Raw genomic sequence first — 23,826 nt, 5'->3', positions numbered from 1 at the left:
CCCTCTGAGCCCTTAACCTTGCCACTGCCCATGCGTCGCACGCTGCCAGCCGTTCTGCTCAGCCTCCTTTTCTTGCCGCTCGCATCGGGAGCGCAGGAGATCTCGGAACCGCCCACGGTGCTATTGAAGGGGATCCCCTTTCAGATGACGCTGCTTGCTGGCCCCGGAACGGGAGCCGTGGCCTACGAAATCCGTAATGCTGCGGGCGCAGTGATGTCCGTGGGGGCGGTACCCGCCTACGGCTCGATCGTCGTTGATGATCTCCTCGTCACATCCAAAGCCGACCTGCCCCTCACCGTGATGATCGGGGATACAACCCACGAGATGCCGGCGACGGTGACGTCTCCTTGGTACTCTCTTATGCCCCCGATCATCGCGATCGTGCTGGCTCTACTCTTCCGCGAGGTCATCACAGCGCTCTTCGCAGGGGTCTGGTTTGCTGCGCTCGCCGTCGCGGGGTTCAACCCAATCACTGCGACCTGGCGGCTGATCGACACGTTCGTTGTCCCAGCGTTGGCGGACTCCGCCCACATGTCGATCGCCGTATTCTCGCTATTACTTGGCGGCATGGTCGGCATCATTGCCAGGAATGGGGGGACTATGGGCATTGTCGAGGCAGTGACCCCATTCGCCAACACGAGTCGGCGCGGAAAACTCGCCACATGGGCGGCTGGCATGGCGATCTTCTTCGACGACTACGCCAACACGCTCATTGTCGGGAATACGATGCGGCCGATCACGGACCGCCTGAAGATCTCTCGTGAAAAGTTGGCCTACATTGTCGATTCCACAGCGGCCCCGGTTGCGGCCCTCGTCCCGATCTCCACTTGGGTCGGATACGAGATCACACTGATCGGCGACGGCCTCCGCATCGCGGCGGAGCAAAACCCGGCCAACGCTGAAATACTCCTCGCTGCCAATCCGTTTGCGATCTTCTTGCAGACGATCCCCTTCCTCTTCTACCCACTTCTTGCGGTGACCTTCGTCATCATGACGTCGGCGATGGACAAGGACTTCGGCCCCATGGCCGCAGCAGAGAAACGCGCCGCTGCGGGGAAAGGTCTGTATCGAGAGGGTGCGACCCTTGCCACGGACACTTCGTCCCATCTGATGGATGCGAAGGAGAACGTTGAGCATAGATGGTGGAATGCAGCGGTCCCCGTCCTAACCGTAATCCTCGTGGTCTTGGTCGGCCTTTATACCGATGGGCGAGCCAGCGAGGGGCCCGACGCCAACCTCATGGACGTGTTCGGCGCGGCAGATCCCTTCGCCACGCTCCTTTGGGGCTCGCTCGCAGGCTGCCTGGTCGCGATCGCGATGTCCGTAGGACAGGGCCTCCTCACCATGCAGGAGTCCCTCGACTCCTGGCTCGGCGGGATGAAGGCCATGATGATCGCCATGGTCATCTTGACGCTCGCCTGGTCCCTCGGTGCCGCTACGGAAGAGGTCGGCACAGCACAGTTCCTCTCACAATTGCTCTCGGACCGGGTCGCTCTCCAACTCATCCCTGTGATCGTGTTCATCACGTCCGCGGCAATGGCTTTCGCCACCGGCACTTCCTGGGGGACCATGGCCATCATGGTGCCGTTGGTTGTCCCACTGACGATCGCTCTTGGTGGGGCGGCAGTGCTTCCGGGGGGGCCGGAAGTGGCCATTCTGTTGGGCGCCACTGCATCGGTACTCGCCGGGGCGATCTTCGGGGATCACTGCTCGCCGATCTCCGACACAACCGTCCTTTCCTCTACAGCGTCGGCCTGTGACCACATGGACCATGTGCGGACGCAAATGCCCTACGCGCTCATTGTGGCCATGGTGGGGATGCTGTTGGGCAACATCGGAACCGCATACGGACTCCCGGCTTGGGCGGCACTACTGCTCGGCGTTTCTGTCCTCTTCGCCTTGCTGCACTTCAAGGGCGAGCGCGTGTCACGGGAGTCCTAGGACTCGCCGGCGGTCTCCTTTGGAAACCATGGCTTCGACCAAAGCAAGGCACCGTACGCCACCCACAGCCCCGTTAGGAGCACGCTGAGCGCCCACCCCAAGGGCTGGCCCTGTCCGCTCATCTGGTACTGTATGAGCGTGGGCGCGAGGACGGCCCCGAATCCGAAATTCGCCACGGCAATCGGTCGACCGTAGATGCCGCCGTATATGGCACCCCGGCCCATCCAGTTCAGAGCGGCGAAACCGATCAACCCCGCCGAGGCCATTTGCAGCGGGACCTCGTTCGCGGCTAGGGAGGAGAGACCCAAGAAGGGCCCGAGTTCCAGAGGCACGAAAAGAAGACCCACCCCCGTAACTCCGTAGATGGCGGCAGCTAGTGGAAAAAGGATCTTAGGATTCACGGTCTGCCTCCTCCGAACTTGGTGCGCCCCACGACTTCCAACAGCGTGGGCCCCTGCCCGTCATATCCATCACCCACGGCCCAGTCGTACGAGAAGAGCACCACACCGGCGGTCGCCTCTTCCCGAGCGATGTCGATCTTGGTGAGCGTACCCGCATGGGAATTCAGATATGCTCCCACACCTGCCCAAAGTCGGCCCTTTCCAGCCACGGCGACTCCCTCGCGGATCTGGGCTCTAAAGCGATCATCGTCCGTCGTGTACGCCATTGGCACCGCGACATCGAGAATCCCCTCCTCAAGCCAAGCGGGCCAATCCTGATATCGGTTACGGAAGGCGTCTTCCTGGTTCGAGAACACAGCCGCTGAAACCACCAACTCCGGTCGTCGCGCTTTGATTCCGTGGTAGACCCAACGTACAAGCTCTGTAACGTGCTTGCGGCGGAACTCGGCCCAGGGCTCGGAAAGCGCGTCCACGTAAGCTAGAGGGTCTCCTGCGTGCGCTGCGGCCAGCTCAGCGCGGAGTCCCGGTGACAACCGGGGAGTAACCCAACGGCGGAAACGTTCCAGGGCGCCACGCGAGTAGTCGAAGTCCCCAGACGGAAACCGGATGTAGTCAAAGTGGATGCCATCCAGGTCGTACCGAGAAGCCAAGTCCAGCCAGACCGACCGCACGCGTTCCTTCACCCGTGCGTCCGACGGGCTGGTATAAACGCCCTCCACCGTACCGGAGTTGTCCGCCGCGTACTTCCGGAGTCTCTCGACGAAGATGGGGTCCCAGGGGCTGACGTCGAACAGCTCTACTGAGAGCGCCCTCGGTACCGCCAACCACTCGGGATGGGCGCGCACGATGTGGCGCGAATCCCGCGGGGCGGGGCCCGCACCTCCCCACACCAAATGTGTATTCACCCAAGCGTGAACCGCTATTCCGCGCGCATGAGCCAGATCGATCGTGAGGGCCAACGGGTCGAACCCATCCGCTTCAGTGATGGTCTCTCCTCGCGGCTCCCAGCTAGACGAATAGAAGGCGTCCGCCCGTCCGCGGACCTGGACCAGGACGGTATTAAAACCCGCCTGATCCGCCTGCTCTACCATCGCAGTCACTTCGGCTGCGCTCGTCATCGTAGAACGGACAACCCACAGCGCTCTAACCTCTTCGAACGGCCGGGCCGGCTGCCCTGTCGGCACCTCCGGGCCTGAGATCGGCGTTACCTGGCGCGTGGGTAAATCGGTAACGGGCTCGGACGGTGGCGACGAGGGTCTGGGAGACGAGGGTCTGGGAGACGCCACCACAGCACAACCGGCCACGAAGAGAGCGAGCGGAATCGCCCGGGTCGCCCTCATTTGCGGCGCTCTCGAAAGAAGTTTCGAAGGAGATCTCCGGCTTCCTGTGCCAAGACGCCAGTCTTCAACTCACACCGGTGGTTGAGGCGCGGATCTTGAAGAAGGTTGCCCAGCGACCCAGCCATACCCGCCTTCGGATCCGCAGCCGCATATACGACCCGGGGCACACGAGCCAGAACGATCGCACCCGCACACATCGAACAGGGCTCGAGCGACACGTACAAGGTGGTCTCGAGGAGCCTCCAATCGCCCTGCTCGCGCGCGGCCGCACGGAGGACCACCACTTCCGCATGGGCCGTCGGGTCGGATGTGGTCACAGTGAGATTGTGCCCCTCAGCCACCATCTCCCCATCGCGGACGAGCACCGCTCCGACTGGGACCTCACCCTGGTCGGCCGCGACTTCGGCGAGTTCAAGAGCACGCCTCATCCAAAGTTCGTCGACGGGATCCACGGAACCAGGCTCCAAGGAAGATTCGGGACTCGACGGCCCTGCAGCCATCATGCAGCTATGGCTTAGTGCTGGGTCAGATTGACCGCGGAAGCTTCATCCATGCGGCGATAGGACGCAGTTACGCGTCCAATGAGTCCGACGTCTGCAGCGTCCTCCACGAGAGTCTGCTCACCACCCGGCTTGAGCGACTCGAGGCAGACACCTTTTCCGTTCCGCGTGAACCGATGATAGGCGGATGCCGTGCCAACCTTCGCAACTACGATGGCCCCGTCGTCAATCGACTCGATGTCGGCAGGCGACACGATGACGAAATCACCTTCGGTGATTCCGAGTACGGCCAAGTCGCTGGCTCCGGCCTTCACCATGAAGCAGCCCTCCTCAACGCCCATTCGACGATCGATGGAGAGGTGCACCTCGGCGTCTTCAGAAGGAACAGCACCGGAGGTCTCAGGAAGCGCGTCAAGGCAGGGCACCGACACGGTCTGATCACTCAAGTCCACGTCCAAGATCTTCACGCCGCGTGACCGCGACGGATCTCGTTCTAGGAAACCCTTGTCCGCGAGCGCCTGCAGCTGCTCGGAGACAGTCTTGGTGCTCTTGATACCAAACCGCTCCCCGATCTCGCGGATCGAAGGCTGATACGTGTTCGCGCGCAGGTACTGAACCATGAAATCGAGGATCTTCTCCTCAATCTCATTGAGCGGCTCGACCCTCCGACCCGTGGTCGGAGTTTGGTGCTCCGTCGTTGTGTTAGAACGGGCCAACGTGAAGTCCTATAAGAGCAGTGATTCCGCCCGGATTCTGCCGGGGCGACTATCCTAATGTGCGCGTCGGAACAGTGTCAAGAAACCTTTTTCTTCAAAGCCATCACCGACTCGATTCCAGCACGTACGCGAGACAGTGCGCGATCTCGCCCCAGAAGCATCAAGACGTCGAAAATACCGGCACTGGACATGCGGCCAGTCACCGCCACTCGGAGCGGATGAATCACCTTTCCTAAGCCAACTCCAAGGCTCTCCGCCAATCCCCTGAGGCCGTCGTCGAGCGCCTGATGTTCCCAATCGACGGACTCGAGCAGGTCCAAGACAGCCTGCAATCGCTGCAAAGCCGCAGACGGGTCCTTCTCCCAATGTTTCACGACGGCTTTCTCGTCGAAGTCGAGTGAGGTGACCACAAAGGGCGTGAGTTGGGACGCCAGATCGTCCACGGTGCGAGACCGAGTGATGTGCACCTCGACCGCGCCGGCCATCCAATCGCTGTCGGCCAGGCGAGAGGAATCCAAGTCGCCCTGCTCTTCCAGTTTCTCGCGCACCGCAGCCACCAACTCCGCCGCCGGCTTGGCCGCAAGGTGACGCCCGTTCATCCAAGCGAGCTTGTCCTGGTCGAAGACGGAGCTCGCTTTGAGCACGCGTTCCATAGTGAACGCCTCGACGAGTTCCGCTCGATCCATGAACTCCCGATCGTCCCCCGGACTCCATCCTAGGAGGGTGAGGAAGTTGAGCATCGCCTCGGGGAGGACGCCCTCTGCGGCATAGTCCCCCACGGCTGTCGCTCCGTGCCGCTTCGAAAGTCGCTTCCCATCCGATCCTAGGATCATTGGGACATGACCGAAGGCAGGCTCGGGCAACCCCAACGCGCGGCAAAGGAGTACCTGTTTGGGTGTATTCGAGAGGTGGTCGTCGCCACGAATGACATGCGTGATCTCCGCGTCCGCATCGTCGGACACCACTGCCATGTTGTACACAGGGGTACCGTCTGCTCGCAGGATCACGAGGTCGTCGATGTCCTCGTTACCGAAGCGCATCTCGCCGTGGACCATGTCCGTGAAGAGCGTCTCTCCGTCAGGCACGAGGAATCGAATTGCGAAGGAGTCACCTGCGTCGATCTTCGCCGCTACCTGATCTGCGCTCATCTCGAAGGCGTATTCTCGAGCGACCCGACTGGGGTGCCACTTTCGCACCTCTGCCTCGGCTCGCACCGCCGCAGGATCTGAGAAGTCCCGGTAGGCCTTCCCCTCTTCCAACAACCGCAGCGCATCTGCCCGGTGACGGTCCGCTCCTTCACTTTGAAACAACGGACCTTCGTCCCAATCGATGCCCAGCCAGCCCAGTCCATCCAGGATCCGCTGGGTGTGTTCGTCCTTAGAGCGCTCGCGGTCGGTATCCTCGATCCGGAGCACAAACACACCACCTTCCTTGCGCGCCAGGAGCCAATTGAAGATCGCAGTGCGCGCGCCGCCCACATGGAGGTACCCCGTCGGGGACGGAGCAAAACGAACCCGGGTCATCAGCTGTCCAGCCTCTCAGATAGGAATGATCGGACCGCATGCGGGTCCGCGGCACCACCGGTAGCCTTCATCACCTGCCCAACGAACATCCCAAGCAAATTCTTGTTGCCCGCGCGATACGCGTCGACCTTGTCCGGCCACCGGCCGAGGACTTCGTCGACGGCGGCACCCAATGCGTCGCCAACGCCCATGACTTCAAGGCCCATCTCGGTCATGAGCGACTCGGGGTCACCCCCGTCCAAGACCATTCGAGCGAGTACGTCCTTCGCGGCGCGCCGGGTCAGACGCCCGGACTCCACGAGCGCCACTAGGGCGCCGAGCCCCTCCCCACCAAACGTCAGGTCCGTAAGGCTTCGGTCTCCTAGAAGGCCACGGAGATCGGTCGCCATCCAGGCCGCGAGGTCCACCGGCGAGGCCTGAACACTGACCGCCGCCTCGAAAAAATCAGACGTAGTCAGCAACCGTGTCAGCAGGTCCGCATGCTCGACGCTGAGGCCCATTGCACTCTGATACCGTTCGAAGCGAGCAGCCAGTTCCGGATCCGCATCACGAGCCTCAGAGCGCCCCTCGCTTACGACGGGCCGATCCCCCGGCGCCGTCCCTTGGCTGGCTACCTTCTTGGGTCTCTTGGGCTCAACAGGCTGACCCTGAAGTTTCTCCGCGGACTTCCTGCTCCACGTGTCCTTCAGCGTCACGATTCTATTGAACACGAGCGCATCCCCGGCGCCGTCGACAGGGTCGCGCCAGAAGTACCCCGTCCGCTCGAACTGGTAGCGAACATCTCGGTCGTCGTTCACAACAGACGGCTCGATCCAGGCACCTTCGACCCTGGTGAGCGAAGCCGGATTCACGAGCGCGAGAAGATCCGGCTCGTCGTCTCCACCTTCTACCTCGTCGGCGTCCAGAAAGAGGCGATCGTACAATCTGACTTCAGCCTCCAGACCCTCGGACGCGGAGACCCATTGGATCGTTCCCTTCACCTTTCGCCCATCGGGTGTGTTTCCGCCACGCGTCTCCGGGTCGTAACTACAGTGCAGCTCGCTCACCCGGCCGTCGTCATCTCGGACGACCTCGTCGCAGCGCACCACATATCCGTACCGGAGGCGTACTTCCGCACCCGGGATGAGTCGCCGATAACCCTTCGGCGGATCCTCGGAGAAGTCGGAACGCTCAATGTAGAGTTCACGTGTGAAAGGCACCTGGCGGGTACCCTCGAGCGGTATATCGTGCGGGAAGTACGGAGCGTCGAGCCACTCGACTTCGCCCGAGGCGTAATTCGTGAGGACAATCTTCAGTGGATCTAGGACCGCCATCACACGCGGAGACGTCTGGTTAAGGACCTCCCGCACGGAGAAGTCGAACTTCGCGACGTCGATGGTCGACTCGGTCCGCGCAATGCCAACCATGTTCACGAAGTTGCGCATGGCTTCAGGCGGCACTCCGCGACGTCTGAACCCCCGCAACGTAGACAGTCGGGGATCGTCCCAACCGCTTACGACCCCATCGTTGACTAATGGAGCGATCTGCCGCTTGGACAGCACCGCATGTTCGACCACGAGAGGGGCGAACTCATACTGGTGCGGACGGGGCTCTTCGAACCCGACATTCTCGAGCACCCAGTCATACAGAGTCCTGTTGAGTTCGAACTCCATAGTGCAAAGAGAGTGGGTCACTCCCTCGATGGCGTCTTCCAAGCAGTGAGCATAGTCGTACAGCGGGTAGATGCACCAATCGTCGCCCTGCCTGAAATGATGCGCGTGCCGGATCCTATAAAGGATCGGGTCACGCATGATCATGTTGGACGAGCCCATGTCGATTTTGGCGCGCAGGACATGGGCCCCATCCCCGAACTCCCCTGCACGCATTCGGCCGAAGAGATCGAGATTGTCCTCGACCGAACGATCTCTGAACGGGCTGTGCACGCCAGCCTCGGTCACGGTCCCACGGTGCTCTCGGATCTCCTCGGCGTCCTGGGAATCGACGTATGCGAGCCCTTTGTTGATGAGCACCACCGCGAAGTCATACATCTGTTCGAAGTAGTCCGAGCCGTAGTAGAGGTGCTCCCCCCAGTCGAAGCCCAGCCAGCGGATGTCTTCCTGCATCGAGAGCGCGAACTCCTCACTCTCTTTCTCCGGGTTCGTGTCGTCGTAGCGAAGGTGGCATCGGCCGCCGAAGTCCTCGGCGATCCCGAAGCTCACGCAGATCGCTTTCACATGACCCAGATGCAGGTAGCCGTTCGGCTCGGGCGGGAAACGCGTGACGACTTCGTCATAACGCCCCTTCTCGAGGTCGGACGCCACAATCTGGCGGATAAAGTCGGTGTTTGGGCTCGCGCCCTTGGTCTCGTCCATGGGGTGAGAAACTAGCACATGGGCCAGTCTCAGTGGAGCGGTAGCAGTGGCTCAAGCAGAACGACAGAAGGGCCCGAGGCATTTCGCCTCGGGCCCTTCTCGTTCAACGAAGTGGTGCTGATCTAACGACCGCCCCGTGGCTTCGCGGTGCGCGGCTTCGCGGTGCTGGACCCACCACTCGAGGCAGCACCCGTCGCCCCCCCTGAACTACGAGGCGGTGAAGAACTGGCACCCGATCTGGGCGACGAACCCGCGCCGGCACTGCTACCTCCACCAGGCCGCGAATAACCGCGGCCGTTAACGACACGAGCCCGGTTTTCCGGCGTCCTCGGCTCGACGACCACCGTAATCGGCCTGTAGTAATAGCCGCCGTAGGGCATTCCGTATGAGCCGTAGCCGTTCCCGTAGCCGTAGCTATTCCCGTACCCGTACCCCATCGAGGACCGGTAAGGGCTATACCCGTAGTAGAACGGGTCCCAGAAGGCGGACCGGACCCCGTAGCCGCGACCGCCCGTGCGAATTCCGAGTCCATACGCGTCCCCGAAGACACCAGCTCGGGCACCGCGTGCCGTGGGTCGTTCTTGCATTTCCGAGCCACCGTTGACTGTAAAGGTCTCTGGGTACGACACGGCAACGACGACATCGATCACATTCTCAGGTATTCCTGCGTCGGCCATACGGATAAGCTCGTCCGCGTCGATGTCGAAGCGCTCGCCGCGCTCCGCAATCCACGTTTCGACGGCTTTTGCGTCCATCAAGACGGTGGCCTCTTCCACATCGTTGATCCCGATTGACCCCGAAGCGGCCATCCTGGCCGTGCGCACAGCCATCCCAATATCAGCCGTGATGTCCTCAATTCCTTCTTCAGCCAACCGTTCCGGGCCGACCAACTGGTAGTGCTGGACCCAGGCGACCTTCTCGCCATCAACGTCCACCGAGCGGACATCGATCCAGCGCGTCGGAGCAACGAGTGACATCACCCCGGTGGCCGAACGTGGCGTTTCCTCGCCGCATACGAACTCGGAAGACGTGAATACGCGGCGCCCGTCGTCCGAGAAAGTCGCTGACTCCCAGCCCTCGCAACCTTCAACGCTTGTTTCGTTGCGTCCGCCGTCCGCGACGATTGCATCGCTGGTGGTGATGATGCCGTCGACAACCGTGTAGAGCTCGACGCCGCCCGCTTCAGGACGGACACACAGAACTCCACGATCCACGGTCTCATCCACCGGCTCCCAACATCCATAGAAGGCAGTCCACCGGCCGTCCGTTTCCTGGGCCGCCGCAGCGACCGTAGAGGCGAGCGAGAGTGCCACGGCAAGAGCCGTTACCCATGACCTGCGTCCGTATCCGTTGTTCATCTTTCTCTTCCTCACCCTAGAAGCGGGCCGAAATGCCGATCGACAGTTGCAAACCGGAAAGATCCATCTTCTCAAACCCCTCGAAATGGTACCGATCGAGGTCACCTTTTGCCCAGCTATATCTACCCTCTCCCGTAAGGAAAAGGTTCTTAGTCAGAGACATGTCGAGACCCGCGAACGCGTGCGTCGACCCCGTAGCACCGTTTGAGCGGTACTTGGTGTTGAAGACGTCAAAGGTCTCGAAATCGACCCAGTCCCCGCGCTGTAAGAAGTCGAAGTTCGTGATTCCTACCCCGGCACCCACAAAAGCATTGAACTTGGTGGGGATCCAGGCGAAGCGCCCCACAGACCGTCCACGATTCGTCAGGTAGTACTTGGCGCTGAGCGTAAGGGCTGTCGTCGACAGGTCCGTCGTCTGCTCAATGGGCAGGTCGTCCCCGTCTACCCAATCGCGGAACTCAGATTGCGTTGAGGAGCTGGAGTAACCTGCGCCGAGTGCGAGATCGAGACGATTCGTCAGCCGGGCCGCGATTTCACCACCGAAGTAGCCGCTTGCGAAGTCACCACGATCAATCGTGAGCTGCGAAATTGTGTGGTCGTAGATGTCGCTTCCGGCACGTGGTAACGCGTAGCCGCTCCGTATGCTCACAGTGACACGCGGCTGATTGAAGAGGAATCCCTCCCCACCGGACTGGGCCACAACTGCAGCAGGCGCGGCCACCAAAGCAGCCACAGCCCCCAAGATCGCGCGAGTCCCTCGAACGTGCTTCCGAATCATGTCGTCTCTCCGTGTGCAACACCATGTTCCCGCAATAGGACTAAAAGCAAGGCTTGTGCCAAACATGTGGCCCCAGAAACCCCTTTATTTTAGCGGCCTGTGCTCCCCCGGAGAGCGGTGTGATCCACCCGAGGGTACATCTACGTCCCCGCACAGGGACACCTCGGTTAGCCGGACACCGGGGCTGGCTGGGGGACAGAGGCCACGGATTTAGCAGGAACCGCAACAGCCCTAGCCTTCCCGCGTTCAAGAATGTGGTAGACAGCCGGGGTGATCGTCAGCACAAAGAGAGTGGAGGACAACAAACCTCCGATCAGGACCAGAGCCAATGCGTCCCAGATGTTCGAGCCGGTGTTGTCACCGAACAACACCAAGGGCATCAGGCCTAATACGGTCGTCGCGGTGGTCATCAAGATGGGCCGTACCCGTTCCACAGTCCCGTCTACGATCGCGTCCTGCAGAGGGAGCTCCGGGGCCCTTCGACGGACCCCGTTCACGTGATCCACAAGCAGAATCGCATTGTTTACAACGATTCCGAACATCATGATCACCCCGATGTACGCCTCCCGCGTGAAGGACGCCCCGGTGTAGAAGAAGATGAGATACACCCCAATCAACGCCATCGGGACTGTGAAGATCACGCACAGAGGCTGCAGCAACGACTCGAAGAGCGCCGCCGTCACCATGTACACAAGAAGGAGCGCGATCGCGATCACGAGCCAGATCTGTTGCTGCTGCTCCTGGCTGATCGAGAAGCCAGATTCGCCCTTTTTCACTGTATATCCGGGCATGACCTCAGTCGTGTTGATCACATTTTCGTGATAGAGGTCCCCGAGCTTCTGCGGGCCCCGGAACTCATAAGCCACGGTCCGTTCGTACTGTTGGTTTTCCCTGCGGATTCGGGCCAAGATGTCCCGGGACTCCATGCGCATCACGTCACCGAGCCTGATCCGGCGGCCATCAGGTGTGTCGATGAGCGTCTCGGTGAGCTGCAGGACGTCCATGTCGACCGTCTTCTCCAGCTTCACTTGGTATTGGACCTCTTCTCCGCCCAGCTTCACGTACCCGAGTTGTGCGGCACCACCAATCGCAGCATTCATATTTCGCACGAGACCATCGACCGTAAGTCCATGGTGGGAAAGTCGGTTACGGTCCACGAACACGACGTATTCTGATGCCTTGTCACGATTGAATCGCCCCGAAGAGGAGTTGGTATCCACCTCCTGAACCCGATTCAATCTCTCGAGTCGCCTGCCCAATTCTTCGGCAATATTTCGTACTTCCTCGTAGTTATAGCCGAGGACCTGAATCGCATAGTTCGGGGCACTCGACCCCCCTCCGTAGAAGGACGGCCCGAAGCCGTACACTCGCACCGTGGCACCCGTGAACGTGTGGCTGTACGCCACCATCTGCTCCTTGATGGCACCCGGGACCTGTGTGTTCTCCAACGAATCCGGGAACGTAATCTCCATATATCCACGGTTTCCGTAGATATCCGCCGTGTACTGCTCCACTTCGGGCATTTCCTCGATGCGTTCCTCGAAGAACTGCACCAATTGGTCGGATCGCTCCAGATTCGACCCCCGCGGGAGATCTACAAAGACCTGGATGTAGGTCCTGCCCCCAAATCCCCCGCCCCACATCGCCCACGTGTTCACATAGCGGTCAAACAGGTGGTACGAGCCTCCGAACACGCCCCCGGCCACCATGATGGCGAACCATGGGTTCCTTACGGTGAACGAGACCACATCGGAGTAGAAGCGGACGTAGAGCGGCTGTTTCGGTCCTGTGGACCCACGTAGGGCCCCGCCCTTCAGGAAGCGTGCTGCGAGCGTCGGAATGAACGTGAACGCCACGAAGATGGACGCGACCAAGGTCAGTGCGACCACGATCGCCAAAGGGACGTAGAAGACCCTCAGCTCACCCTGTAGGTACACGAACGGGACAAAGACGATGAGTGTGGTCGCGGTGGACGCCAGGATCGGAAGAACGACCTCTTTCGCTCCCTCCTCCGCTGCTTCGAACGCGTCTTCTCCGCGTTGCCATCGCCTATACACGTTTTCGAGCACGACGATCGAGTTATCGACGATGAGGCCAAAACCCATGGCGAGACCCATGAGCGTGAGGAGATTGAGCGTCAGACCACCGAAATAGATCAGATTCAGCGCGATTAGGACGCTGAACACGATCGTTGCAAATACGAGCGCCGCGGACCGGAACGAGCGCAAAAAGAGCAACAGCACCACGAAGATCACTACGGCGCTGAACAACGCGCGTGTGCGCAGATCCGTGAGTTGCCGCTCAATGTCCTCACTCTCATCCCGATCCAGCACGAATTCTGTGCCGAAGGGGCTGAGTCTCTCGAGTTCGACCAGCCGGGCCTTCACCGCATCGGCGACCTGGACGGTGTTCACCCCAATATCCTTGATGACTTGGAATCGAACCGCGGGTCGCCCATTGATGCGCGAGAAGGACAATGCCTCTTCGTAGGTGTCGTGAACGGTCGCGATGTCTGACACACGGATCGGGGTCCCATCGGCGGCAGAGATTACCGCGTTGCGAACGTCCTCCGCGCTCGCCGGCCGGTTCACGATGGTAATCGTGCGCTGATTGTCGCTTTCTCGGATCGCTCCGGCCTCGCGCACGAGATCGAGGTCTCCAATGGCCTGCTGAATCGTCCAGGGATCCAGGCCCAACGCTGCAAGTTGTACTTCGTCGAGATTGATTTCGAGGCGTCGCTCACGCCCACCGTACACCCGCACCAAGGCCACGCCATCTACCTGAGCAAGTTCCGGCTGCACCACATCGTCCAAGTGTTGGCGAAGCGCTTCGAGCGTGTACGGGCCCCAAAAGGTGTACGACAAGAACGGCTGACTCTGCTCCTGGAACTCCTCGGGCACATAAGGCTCGACGTTAATCCGGTCGATGCCGGGCGGCAGCGACTCCCCTAGAGTGGCGATTCGCTCCGCCAAGTCGAGGCGTGCGAAGTCCATATCCGTGTCGCGATCGAACTCAACCACGATCTGGGCGGTTCCTACGCCCGAACTCTCGGCCTCAAAGGACTCCGAAACGATCTTCTCGACGCCCTCCACCTGCTGGATGGCGGCTTCGAGAGGCGCGGTCAGGAACGCCTCAACCGTTTCAGGTGAAGCTCCACGCCATGCCCCTCTCACCGTCAGCTGCGGAAGTTGCGTTTCCGGGAGCATCTCGATCGGGATGTTCTGCCAGGCGGCGAGGCCCAGTAACGCCACCGCCGTGTAGGTCATTGCAACCGCGACCGGCCGCCTCAAGCTCATCCGGATCATGGGTCAGTCCCCCGCCGGCACCGACTCAGGGTCTAGCGCGCCACCCGTGACCATGTGGCGGATGTTCTCTATCGATTGGTACACGACCGGCACGATGATCAGCGTCAGTGCAGTGGCTACGAGCAAACCGCCGATCACGGCGATGGCCAGCGGGGCCCGTAGGTCCGACCCTCTGCCGATCCCGAGTGCCATCGGGGTAAGACCCAATACTGTGGTGACTGTCGTCATGATGATGGGGCGGAGTCGAACCCTTCCCGCTTTCAAAATGGCCGCCCGTAGCTGCATCCCCTGTTCACGTGACTGGTTGATGAAATCGACTTTTACGATCGCATCGTTCACGACGATTCCAACCAGGATCACCGCCCCGATCAGGCTCATCGTGTTCAGTCCCTGTCCTGTTAGGACGAGGGCAAGGACAGCCCCCACCAAGGCCAAGGGAACCGACACTAGGATGGTGAGCGGATGCACGAACGACTCGAACTGAGCGGCGAGGATCATATAGACCAGAATGAGGGCCAACCCGAAGGCAAAAGCCAAATCCCTGAAAGACCGACGCATCTCCTCGTTCTCGCCACCGACTTGCCAGCGGACGTCCCGTGACGGAACCATATCGCTCAACGCCACCTGGATATCCCCAATCCCCTGATCGAGGCCACCTTCGACGACATCGGCGTAGACGGGGAGCACACGTGCCTGGTCCTCGCGGCGCACCTGCGCCGGCCCCATTGCTTCCCTGATGGTCACCAGCTCGCGGATCGGAACGCCCTGGACCCGAAGGCCGTCGAGCGTGGCGCGGGAGTAGCGCATGTCGTCGGGATATCGGACCACTACGTCGATCTTCCGATCGAAGTCGACGAATTCCGTGGCAATGTCACCACGCATCGATCGATCCACAGTCTCGGCCACGAGCCGTGGGTCGATTCCGTAGCTGGCACATGCCGCACGATCGATCTCGATCTGCACTTCGGGCTGACCGCGCTCAGTACCGATGCGTACGTTCCCGATCGTCGGCAGCACCGACATTCGGCTCCGAACCTCTTCCGCAACCTCATAGGCGGCATCGAGGTCTTCACTACGGACCCGCACCGCGACATCTGCCTCAGATCCGCCCAGCATGGTGCCGAGCGCGGTCGCCTGCCCCGTCTCCACGGAGAGTGCTCCGGGCGGGAATCGGTTCGCCAACCCGCGAAGGCGTTCGGCTACGGCATGGGTGCGAACCCCCTCCTTCACGCGCACTTGGAAGGAAGCGGTGTGCAGCCCGGACGCCTCCTCCCCTCCAGCATAGGCCCTCACATCCCGACCGACGTTGCTGAAAACCGCCGCCACGTCCGGATCCGCAAGCGCGGCTGACTCGATCTGCGTAGCCGCCTCGATCGTGGCGTCCAAGGCAGTCCCTTCGTCCAACTCGAGACGGATGCTGAAGCCGCCTTGATCTACGTCGGGCAGCAGGTCTCGCTGAAGAACCGCTCCCGTGGCCACCGTCAAGATGAGTGCCACCGCCGAACCTACGAGGACCGGCCCCGGCCGTTCCAAGGAACGTTCGAGGACGACGTGATACCACTCGGCAAAGCGGTCGAAGCGCCGATCAAAGGCGTTGAGCATCGGGGTGAATACCGTGGACAACATTTTGCCGAGCCCGCCGCCCCAAAACTTCAGGAGGTCCGCCGTGAGGCGCCAAGCCCCCCGCATGAGACGGAACGGCGCAAGGAAGGCACCCTTGAGCGCCCATCCGATCGTCCTGAACACTCCTTTGGGCCGTCCCGCTTTTGCAGGCGCCACGCGGGCCGGGGCTTCACCGCCGGCGAACCGGGCCGCAAGCGATGGAAGCAGAGTGAGCGCGACCAGAAGCGACACGAGCAGTGAGAAGGCGACGGCGAGAGAAAGGTCCTTGAAGAGCTCACCCGCCACGCCTTCCACATAGATAATGGGTCCGAAGACCGAGATCGTCGTCAGGGTGGAGGCAGTGATTGCCGATTGGACTTCTTCAGTCCCGATCGTTGCGGCAGCCACCGGGTCATCGCCCAACTCCTCGCGGTGCCTGAAGATATTCTCCAACACCACGATCGAGTTATCGACGAGCATCCCGACCCCGAGCGCGAGGCCGCCCAGGCTCATAATGTTCAGGCTCACACCTGCGGCTTCCATCAGTGTGAAGGTCCCGACCACCGAGATGGGGATCGCCAATGCGATCGCCACCGGGTATCGCGGATCACGCAAGAAAAAGAACAGGACCAGAAAGGCCAGAACGCCACCAAAGATCAGCGCCTGGACCACATTCGAGATCGAATCGGCGATGAAGCCTGCCTGGCTGTCCGCCACGTCGATGCGCATCGCCGGATACTCGATTGCGAGTTCCTCGAGCACGTCTTCCACTGCGGCGGCAACGCTAACTGTGTTGGCGCCGGCTTCCTTGAACACAAGGACTCCGACCGACTCCTCGCCGGCATACCGCGCGATGGACTCACGGTCGGCAAAACCATCGGTCACCCGGGCAATGTCACCGAGGCGCACGACACGGTACCCCTCGTTCGGAGCTCCTCCGGACCCCCCGCCACCAGCCCCTGCGCCGATCGCCTGACGAGCAACCACCACCGACGCGATCTCCTCGACGTCCTGGAACTCACCCAGCGTTCGCAGCGGGTAGCGATATCGGCCCTGGAGGATCGTCCCACCGGGTGCACTGACGTTGGCTTGGTCCAAAGCGCGCGAGATCTCTGCGATGGTCAGACCATAGGAGTCGAGCAGCCATGGATCGACTTCAACCTGAATTTCTCGGTCGAGTCCACCGCTGACCGACGCCTGCGCCACCCCGTCCAGCTGTTCGAGACGCCGCCGAAACACCGTTTCGGCCATCTCCTTCGTCTGCCACAGATCCGATCCGCCCGCGACGGAGAGCGTCATGATCGGCTCGGACTCCGGATCGACCCTGAGAATCGATGGCCGGGTCGCGCTCTCGGGGAGCGCATCACGAACGTTGTCCATCCGCTCACGGACGTTCAGCATCGCGAAGTCCATATCGGTGCCCCACGCGAAGCGCAGGGTCACCAAACTGACACCTTCCCGCGATACCGACGTGACACGCTCGACACCGGGTACTGCAGCGGCCTCACCTTCGATCCGCTCGGTGATCTGCCGCTCGACCTCTGCTGGCGCCACATCCGGGTAGGACGTGTAGATGACCAGGCGCGGGTAGCTGACATCCGGCAACAGGTCGATCGGGAGCCGGACGTAGGAAATCCCCCCCAGCAGGATCACCGCGAGGAAGAGCATCCATACCGCGACGGGTCTTGTGGTCGATACGCTAGGGATCGACACGTCAGCGCACTCCCACGTCACGGGTCGACGGCACTACGGCGGATCTCACGCGTTCCCCAACCGCGACCTCGAGGCTCAACAATGCGTCGACGAAACTGTGCCGCGACGTGATCACCTGCCTGCGAGTCAAAGCCTCCTGATCGAAGCTGGACCGAAGGTCCTCAAAGGTCCTCGTCCCGATCCGGTACTCCTCCCGAGCCAACCGGAGAGCCTCCTGAGCAATCTCAAGCGAGCGCTCGGCAAGCCGGAGTGACTCCCACTGATTCGTGAGTTCAAGGGAGGCGACCCGCACCGTCTCTTCAATACGCAGTCGCGTCGCGCGATCCACCTCACGATCGTTCTCGAGCTGAACTGACGCTCGGTCCATCGTGAGCTTGTTTTGGAAGAAATTGTTGAACATCGGGATCGAGAACTGGATCTGAAACTGGCTCTCGAGCGGTTCGTTGATGCCGATGTTGAACAGCGATGACCCATGGGGCTGCTGGGAGCGCCGATAGACGAAGAGATTCATGGACACTTCGGGCCACCATGCGTTCTTCGACTCCGAGACTCCGAGGCCGGACGATCTAACCGCCACCGCCGACTGCTGGATCTCTGGATTTACTCTGAGCGCCATGCGGACCAACGCGTCGGGATCCAAACTCGCGGGGTCGAAGAGCGGCAAAGACTCCTCAACGAGTTCAATGGCACCCACCTCGTCATTTCCCAACCGCGTGCGCAGCGCGAGCACGGCCCGGTCGTATGCCGTCTGTTGCTGCTGAAGTGCGAATGCTTGCTGCTCCACAGCCAACTCGGCGTTCAGTACATCGACGCGAGTCCGAAGCGCCAAGGAGAAGAGTCGTTCGGCGACGTTGAGGTCGATTGCGCGGGCCTCCCCCAGTTCGGCCTCCGCACGCAGCAGCTCACGCTGTTCGAGCGCATCCATGTAGGAGCGCTGCACCTCAACCTGGAGTTCAGTAAGCGCCCGGGTCTCAGTAAGCGCACGATCTTCCCCGGTTAGTCCCTGACGTTTGTATGCATGCAGAAGGGACTGCCCCTGGAGCGCCCACGTCAGCCCCAACTGCTGACTGGTGTTCGAGAAATAATTCCAGTCAGCAGATGGATTCTGGATCGGATTCCCGAAGTTGTCCTGACCGACGCGCTGGAGGTTGCCGGTGAATCCGGTGTTGAAGAGCGACACGCTTGCGCGAGGTAACAGTTGGTCCAGCCATATCGTGCGCATCTCGACACTGTTCAGCGCTGCACTATTGCTCGCCTGTCGATATCCCGGGTTGTGCCCCTCAGCGATGTCCAGCGCATCCGACAGCGTAAGCCTGGACGCTCCGGAATCTTGTGCCGCTGCGGGCGCCATGAAGAGCAACGCGGCGAGCGGCGCTCCAAGGGCGGACCGTCGCATCATCGCCCTGGCCTCCCACCCTCAGCCGCAACATTCTCGACCAAACGAACCGGAGTATCATGCGCGAGGTAGTGGTGTCCGTCGATGAGAACGATCTCACCTGCAGCGACCATGCCCTGTTCTTGACCCTCGGGCAGGATCTCGACGTGCGTGTCGCTTTCTCTGCCGGTGTTTACGTATCGCCACTTGGCGACGCCATTGCTGCCGTTGGGTTCGTAGACGAACAACATCTTCCGGCGAATCCCGTCACCACGTTCCAGTATCGCTGATCGGGGCACGATCACTCGATCCGGGAGCGCCTCCGCGTCGAGCGACACTTCGGCGTACATGCCCGGCTTGATCCGATGTTCCGGATTCGACAGCAACACCGTCACGCGGCCCGTCCGGCTTTCAGGATCCACAACCGGATTGATCGTCTCGATCGACCCTTCGAAGACCTCACCGGGATACGCCGCGAACGTCACCTCAGCCCGCCTGCCCTCATCCAAGAAGCCCAGTTCGGCCTCGAGCACTTGCACTTCGACTTTGATCGGATCGAGGTCCACGACCGTCATGAGTTCGGTGCCCGCGGTCACATGCTGTCCCTGGACCACCCGGACGTCCGCGATGCGTCCACCGAACGGTGCAGTCGTTTGTGCACGGTCCAGCTGGAGCTCCGCCTGCCTCAGAGCGACTTCACGCTGATCGACCCCACTCCGCGACCGGGCAATCCGCTCGCGCTCGGCTCGGACCTGAGGGTCTTCGATCTCGTCGTCGAAGAGCACGAGTTGCCGGTAGTCGGTCTCGGCGGAAAGCAAATCAGCCTGTGCCTGTGCGACGCCGAGCGCGTACTCGGTCGTGTCGACGAGGAGCAAGTTCGCCCCCTGTCGAACCCTTTGGTTCTCTCGGATCGGCACGGACTGGATCACTCCTGCCACCTGAGCGTTCACCAAGGTGCGCCGGAACGCCTCCGCCTGCCCAGCTGCGCCGACGCGAATCCAAAGAGTGTCCAATTGGACCTCTGCGCCGAGTACGGGCTGCGGGACATCGGTCGAGAACTGACTGCCGCCGGTGGTCTCGGGAAGGTCTACACCCTCTGCGACTTCACCTCCCCCCTCTCCGTCGGCCGAATCGGGGGCCGCGGATCCGCCCAATCGCCACCAAACCCCGGCGCTCAAGCCACCCAAAACAATCAGTACAGTCACCAAGCTCAGAGTGCGCCTGGAAAAGCTCATTGTCATCCTCGACGTGCATGTGTGAGACAGCCAGGAGGTTCTGCGAAATGAACCGCTGCTGTGTTCAGAACGTACGACGCACAAACCCATGCGCGCCCGTTGCACCGACACATGCAGCTGATCCGCTAACGGCGTTAGAAGGTTAAACACCGAATGTCCCCACCCGCCATGGCGGGGCGAGACTATCGGGCTCTAGCGGCCGTGATCAGGCCTCGGCTCCATAGGTGCGGCGGACGTAGTCCGAGAGAATGTCCTTGAACTCGTCCACCAGGCCGTCGCCTTTCAGGGTCACCGAGTGGCTCCCATCAATATAGACAGGGGCCACCGGCTCCTCGAATGTACCCGGCAAGGAGATGCCGATATTCGCATACTTCGACTCGCCTGGGCCATTTACGACGCACCCCATGACCGCGACGTCCATTTCTTCGACACCCGGGTACTTTTCCTGCCACTCGGGCATCATCTCACGAATGTAGTCGGTGATGTCCTCAGCCATTTCCTGGAAGAACGTGCTGGTTGTTCGACCACACCCTGGGCAGGACGTGACCTGCGGCTCGAAGTGCCGAATCGCGAGGGACTGAAGGATCTGTCGTGCGACCCGCACCTCTTCCGCTCGGTCACCGCCGGGCTTCGGAGTGAGCGAGACACGAATCGTGTCCCCGATGCCGTCCAAGAGCAGCGGAGCGAGTCCAGCAGTGGTCGCGACGATCCCCTTCGTGCCCAACCCAGCCTCGGTGAGTCCGAGATGCAGGGAATGTTCGGTCCGAGCTGCGAGCATGCGGTACACCGTAATCAGGTCACGAACCGTCGAGACTTTCGTCGAGAGCACGATCTTGTCGTGAGCCAGGCCCACTTCCTCCGCGAGCGCTGCAGACCGCACAGCGCTCTCCACCATCGCTTGGAGGAGAACCTCCTTCGCGCCCTTCGGTTGATCAGACGCCGCGTTGGCGTCCATCAACTCCGTGAGGAGTCGCTGATCCAGCGAGCCCCAGTTCACGCCGATTCGGACAGGCTTGTCATGAGCGATCGCAACTTTGACGATCTCGGTGAAATTCTTGTCCCGGTGTTTCGTCCCCACGTTACCCGGGTTGATCCGAAGCTTGGCCAACGCCTGCGCAGCGGCTTCGTACTTCGTGAGCAGCAGGTGCCCGTTGTAGTGAAAGTCCCCTACGATCGGGGTGGCGTACCCCTGGTCAGCCAACTGCGACACGATCTCAGGGACGGCCTGGGCCGAAGCATCATTGTTCACCGTAACCCGCACCAACTGCGACCCTGCGTCCGCCAGCAGCTTTACCTGGTCGACTGTGGACGCCACGTCGGCCGTGTCCGTGTTGGTCATCGACTGAACAACAATCGGGGCATCGCCACCAATCGTGACGCCACCAACATTGACGGGGACTGTTTTTCTGCGATCTACCGGGATCACGCCTCACCTCGGACAGACAAGCGATGCGGGTGGCTCGGGGCACACCCACGGGCAGAGAGAATCTACCCGACCGCATACTCCGTACCAAGGAATCGTATCAACGGATCACTCCCCGTGATTTGATCACCCTGATCGGTTGAAGCCAGTGGGTCCCTCCGTCATCTTTCCCACCGCGGACGCGTCCGCACAGGAGAGGTGGCAGAGCGGTTCAATGCACCAGTCTTGAAAACTGGCGGGCGAAAGCCCTCGTGGGTTCGAATCCCACCCTCTCCGTAGTAAGAACCAGACAGGCTTCCGAAGACTCAAAAGCCGTCACAACCTATCCGTTCGAACCCACGCGATCTGCGAAGCAGAGCGCAAAGTGGGTTCGAGTCGAGCGGCCCCCCAGGCCAGCGCGAAGCGACGAGGCTTCATGCCGTCGATATCGACGCTTCCAGCCGTCGGAGATAGAAAGCCGAGGACCAGGCTGAGCATGGTGCTCTTTCCGGCACCGTTCGGGCCCGCGATCCCGACGACCTCTCCCGCGTCGAAGCTCAGCGTCATACCGGCCAGAGCGACGACCGGCTTTGGCGGGATCAGAGATCTGTAGGTCTTGGTGACGTCGTGCAGTTGAATCACGGGCCGGTGCCTCTGGGCGAAGAGATGATTTACGAATGCGAGGAGGCCGTCAGCGCCTAGCATCTACGCTGTCGGTGGCCCGAGTTGGCAAGGAATGCGTGGTGAGGTGAGCCAAGCGACCCTCCACGGACCCCACGGAGCCCTTCACGGGTTCTATGGGTCCATGAGCCACTCCGCCGAATCACGAAAGCCTGAGAAACCGAAGCACGGTCGTCTCTTTCTATGGGGCGAACGTCTCGTGACGTTCGGCCTGTTGGTGTTTGTTGCCTACCGGCTTGGGCCGCAGCTCGGCGCTCTCACCGGAGTAGGCCCAGACGAGGGTCGGGTCCCTACTTATGAACTGGCCACACTCGATGGCGGGCTCATTACCTCCGAAGATCTCGCGGGCAAGGTCGTCGTCGTGAATTTCTGGGCCACTTGGTGCGGCCCGTGCAAACTCGAGATGCCCTCCCTACAGTCGCTTCACGAAGACCGCGCCGACGATGGCGTTGCCGTCGTCGGGCTCTCGACGGATGTAGGCAGCCAGGCGGGAATCGCGGAATTCTTGATCGAACGCGACATCACGTTTCCCGTCGGCCGAGCCACGGCAGCGCACCGGCAGGCGTTTGGGGGCATCCATGGTACGCCCACCACCTTCGTGATCGATCGTTCAGGGGTCGTCCGCCATCGGGTGGTCGGGTACTTCGCTCCACCTGCGCTACGCGTGGCCGTGAATCGGCTCCTGAAAGAGGCGCCGGCGGCAGCCGCTATAGTGCCCTAAATGCGAAAAGCGGCCGACGACAGTGAGTGTCGTCGACCGCTGACTTACGAGTTCCTGAGGGCCGCTGCCTAGTGGCGGAAGAGCCGCCGGCCTGTGAAGACCATCGCCATCCCGTGCTCGTTCGCTGCTGCAATGACCTCATCGTCGCGGATTGACCCGCCCGGCTGAATCAGCGCTTTCACACCTGCCGCAGCGGCAGCGTCCACACCATCCCGGAACGGGAAGAAAGCGTCCGACGCCAGTACCGATCCAGTGAGGTCGAGCCCGGCATCGGCCGCCTTTCTCACCGCAAGCTTCGAGGAATCGACTCGGCTCATCTGGCCAGCCCCGATGCCCAGAACGGCGCCTTCACGAGCCATAAGGATCGCGTTCGACTTCACGCCGAAGATGGCAGCCCAGGCGAAGCGGAGGTCGTCCCACTCAGCCTCGGTCGGCTCACGGCCCGATGCAACGGACCAGTCGGGGTTCTCCACGGCATAGAACGGAGGAATAGGCGGCGTCTGAACGAGCATGCCACCGTAGACGGACCTCAGCATCCGCGGCTCCGGAACTCTGCACCAGTTCGCGAGGAACTCCTGACTCAACTCGGCATTCTCCGGAACCGCGCCTTCGGAAGGTACCGGGCCTCCCTCATAGGTCAGAAGACGGATGTTCTTCTTTTGGGTGAGCGCAGCCAACGCGACCTCGGAGTACCCAGGGGCGACGATGCACTCTACGAAGAGCTGAGAGATCAGATCGGCCGTGGCACCGTCCACTTCTCGGTTCACCGCAATCACCGAGCCGAAGGCGCTCATCGGGTCTGTCGCGAGGGCCTTCGTGTAGGCTTCCGCCAAGGTGTCAGCGATCCCAAGGCCGCAGGGCGTCGTGTGCTTGATGATGCACAC

At 61.4% G+C, this 23,826-nt stretch carries 17 protein-coding genes and 1 tRNA gene; 3 read left to right on the top strand and 15 right to left on the bottom strand.

Annotation, left to right across the window (positions count from 1 at the left end; genetic code table 11):
* Window positions 1-30 precede the first annotated feature (30 nt).
* Window positions 31-1,941, top strand: coding sequence for a Na+/H+ antiporter NhaC family protein (locus P8L30_16570; GenBank protein ID MDG2241819.1), 1,911 nt, complete (start codon window positions 31-33; stop codon window positions 1,939-1,941).
* Here P8L30_16570 and P8L30_16565 read toward each other — a convergent pair.
* The 13 genes from P8L30_16565 to ispG form a co-directional block, all read right to left on the bottom strand.
* The gene (locus tag P8L30_16565; protein ID MDG2241818.1) at window positions 1,938-2,342 is read right to left on the bottom strand and encodes a hypothetical protein; all 405 of its coding nucleotides are present in this window, start codon (window positions 2,340-2,342) and stop codon (window positions 1,938-1,940) included. The genes P8L30_16570 and P8L30_16565 overlap by 4 nt on opposite strands.
* The gene (locus P8L30_16560; protein ID MDG2241817.1) at window positions 2,339-3,682 is read right to left on the bottom strand and encodes a family 10 glycosylhydrolase; all 1,344 of its coding nucleotides are present in this window, start codon (window positions 3,680-3,682) and stop codon (window positions 2,339-2,341) included. Before P8L30_16560 ends, P8L30_16565 begins: the two co-directional genes overlap by 4 nt.
* Window positions 3,679-4,134 (bottom strand): tRNA adenosine(34) deaminase TadA, encoded by a 456-nt coding sequence (tadA, locus tag P8L30_16555; protein MDG2241816.1) that lies wholly within the window; start codon window positions 4,132-4,134, stop codon window positions 3,679-3,681. Before tadA ends, P8L30_16560 begins: the two co-directional genes overlap by 4 nt.
* Window positions 4,135-4,196: 62 nt before the next feature.
* Window positions 4,197-4,898 carry a transcriptional repressor LexA gene (gene lexA / locus P8L30_16550; protein MDG2241815.1) on the bottom strand — a complete coding sequence of 234 codons (702 nt, stop codon included), beginning with the start codon at window positions 4,896-4,898 and terminating at the stop codon, window positions 4,197-4,199.
* 77 nt (window positions 4,899-4,975) lie between these two features.
* A complete protein-coding gene (gltX, locus tag P8L30_16545) occupies window positions 4,976-6,421 on the bottom strand; it encodes a glutamate--tRNA ligase (GenBank protein MDG2241814.1) in 1,446 nt (481 codons plus the stop codon).
* The gene (locus P8L30_16540; GenBank protein MDG2241813.1) at window positions 6,421-8,772 is read right to left on the bottom strand and encodes a glutamine--tRNA ligase/YqeY domain fusion protein; all 2,352 of its coding nucleotides are present in this window, start codon (window positions 8,770-8,772) and stop codon (window positions 6,421-6,423) included. The genes gltX and P8L30_16540 overlap by 1 nt, the downstream gene beginning before the upstream one ends.
* A 122-nt stretch (window positions 8,773-8,894) precedes the next feature.
* On the bottom strand, window positions 8,895-10,130 hold the full coding sequence (locus P8L30_16535; GenBank protein MDG2241812.1) for a hypothetical protein: 1,236 nt from the start codon (window positions 10,128-10,130) through the stop codon (window positions 8,895-8,897).
* Window positions 10,131-10,146: 16 nt separating this feature from the next.
* On the bottom strand, window positions 10,147-10,908 hold the full coding sequence (locus tag P8L30_16530; GenBank protein ID MDG2241811.1) for a hypothetical protein: 762 nt from the start codon (window positions 10,906-10,908) through the stop codon (window positions 10,147-10,149).
* A 167-nt stretch (window positions 10,909-11,075) separates the two neighbouring features.
* Window positions 11,076-14,213: an efflux RND transporter permease subunit gene (locus P8L30_16525; GenBank protein MDG2241810.1), complete on the bottom strand. Its 3,138-nt coding sequence runs from the start codon at window positions 14,211-14,213 to the stop codon at window positions 11,076-11,078.
* Window positions 14,214-14,216: 3 nt separating this feature from the next.
* Entirely contained in the window at window positions 14,217-17,528 is a 3,312-nt protein-coding gene (locus P8L30_16520) for an efflux RND transporter permease subunit (GenBank protein MDG2241809.1), read from the bottom strand.
* 1 nt (window position 17,529) lies between these two features.
* A complete protein-coding gene (locus P8L30_16515; GenBank protein MDG2241808.1) occupies window positions 17,530-18,927 on the bottom strand; it encodes a TolC family protein in 1,398 nt (465 codons plus the stop codon).
* A complete protein-coding gene (locus P8L30_16510) occupies window positions 18,924-20,138 on the bottom strand; it encodes an efflux RND transporter periplasmic adaptor subunit (protein MDG2241807.1) in 1,215 nt (404 codons plus the stop codon). The genes P8L30_16515 and P8L30_16510 overlap by 4 nt, the downstream gene beginning before the upstream one ends.
* Window positions 20,139-20,343: 205 nt before the next feature.
* Window positions 20,344-21,564, bottom strand: coding sequence for a flavodoxin-dependent (E)-4-hydroxy-3-methylbut-2-enyl-diphosphate synthase (ispG, locus tag P8L30_16505; GenBank protein ID MDG2241806.1), 1,221 nt, complete (start codon window positions 21,562-21,564; stop codon window positions 20,344-20,346).
* Between the two features lie 189 nt (window positions 21,565-21,753).
* On the opposite strand from ispG, the gene P8L30_16500 reads away from it, so the two are divergent.
* Window positions 21,754-21,837 (top strand) — tRNA-Ser (locus tag P8L30_16500).
* A 39-nt stretch (window positions 21,838-21,876) separates the two neighbouring features.
* Here P8L30_16500 and P8L30_16495 read toward each other — a convergent pair.
* Window positions 21,877-22,182, bottom strand: coding sequence for an ATP-binding cassette domain-containing protein (locus P8L30_16495; protein ID MDG2241805.1), 306 nt, complete (start codon window positions 22,180-22,182; stop codon window positions 21,877-21,879).
* 106 nt (window positions 22,183-22,288) lie between these two features.
* Here P8L30_16495 and P8L30_16490 point away from each other — a divergent pair, with 106 nt between their 5' ends.
* Window positions 22,289-22,942, top strand: coding sequence for a TlpA disulfide reductase family protein (locus tag P8L30_16490; protein MDG2241804.1), 654 nt, complete (start codon window positions 22,289-22,291; stop codon window positions 22,940-22,942).
* A gap of 68 nt (window positions 22,943-23,010) precedes the next feature.
* On the opposite strand, the gene P8L30_16485 is transcribed toward P8L30_16490, so the two are convergent.
* Window positions 23,011-23,826 (bottom strand): hypothetical protein (locus tag P8L30_16485; GenBank protein MDG2241803.1); only part of this gene is annotated, 816 nt, incomplete at its 5' end.

The sequence above is a fragment of the Longimicrobiales bacterium genome (assembly GCA_029245345.1).
In the GTDB taxonomy this organism is placed as follows: Bacteria; Gemmatimonadota; Gemmatimonadetes; order Longimicrobiales; family Gaopeijiaceae; genus CALFPJ01.
The sequence above is the reverse complement of the archived record's forward strand: the minus strand, read 5'-3'. Positions and strand labels throughout refer to the sequence as shown.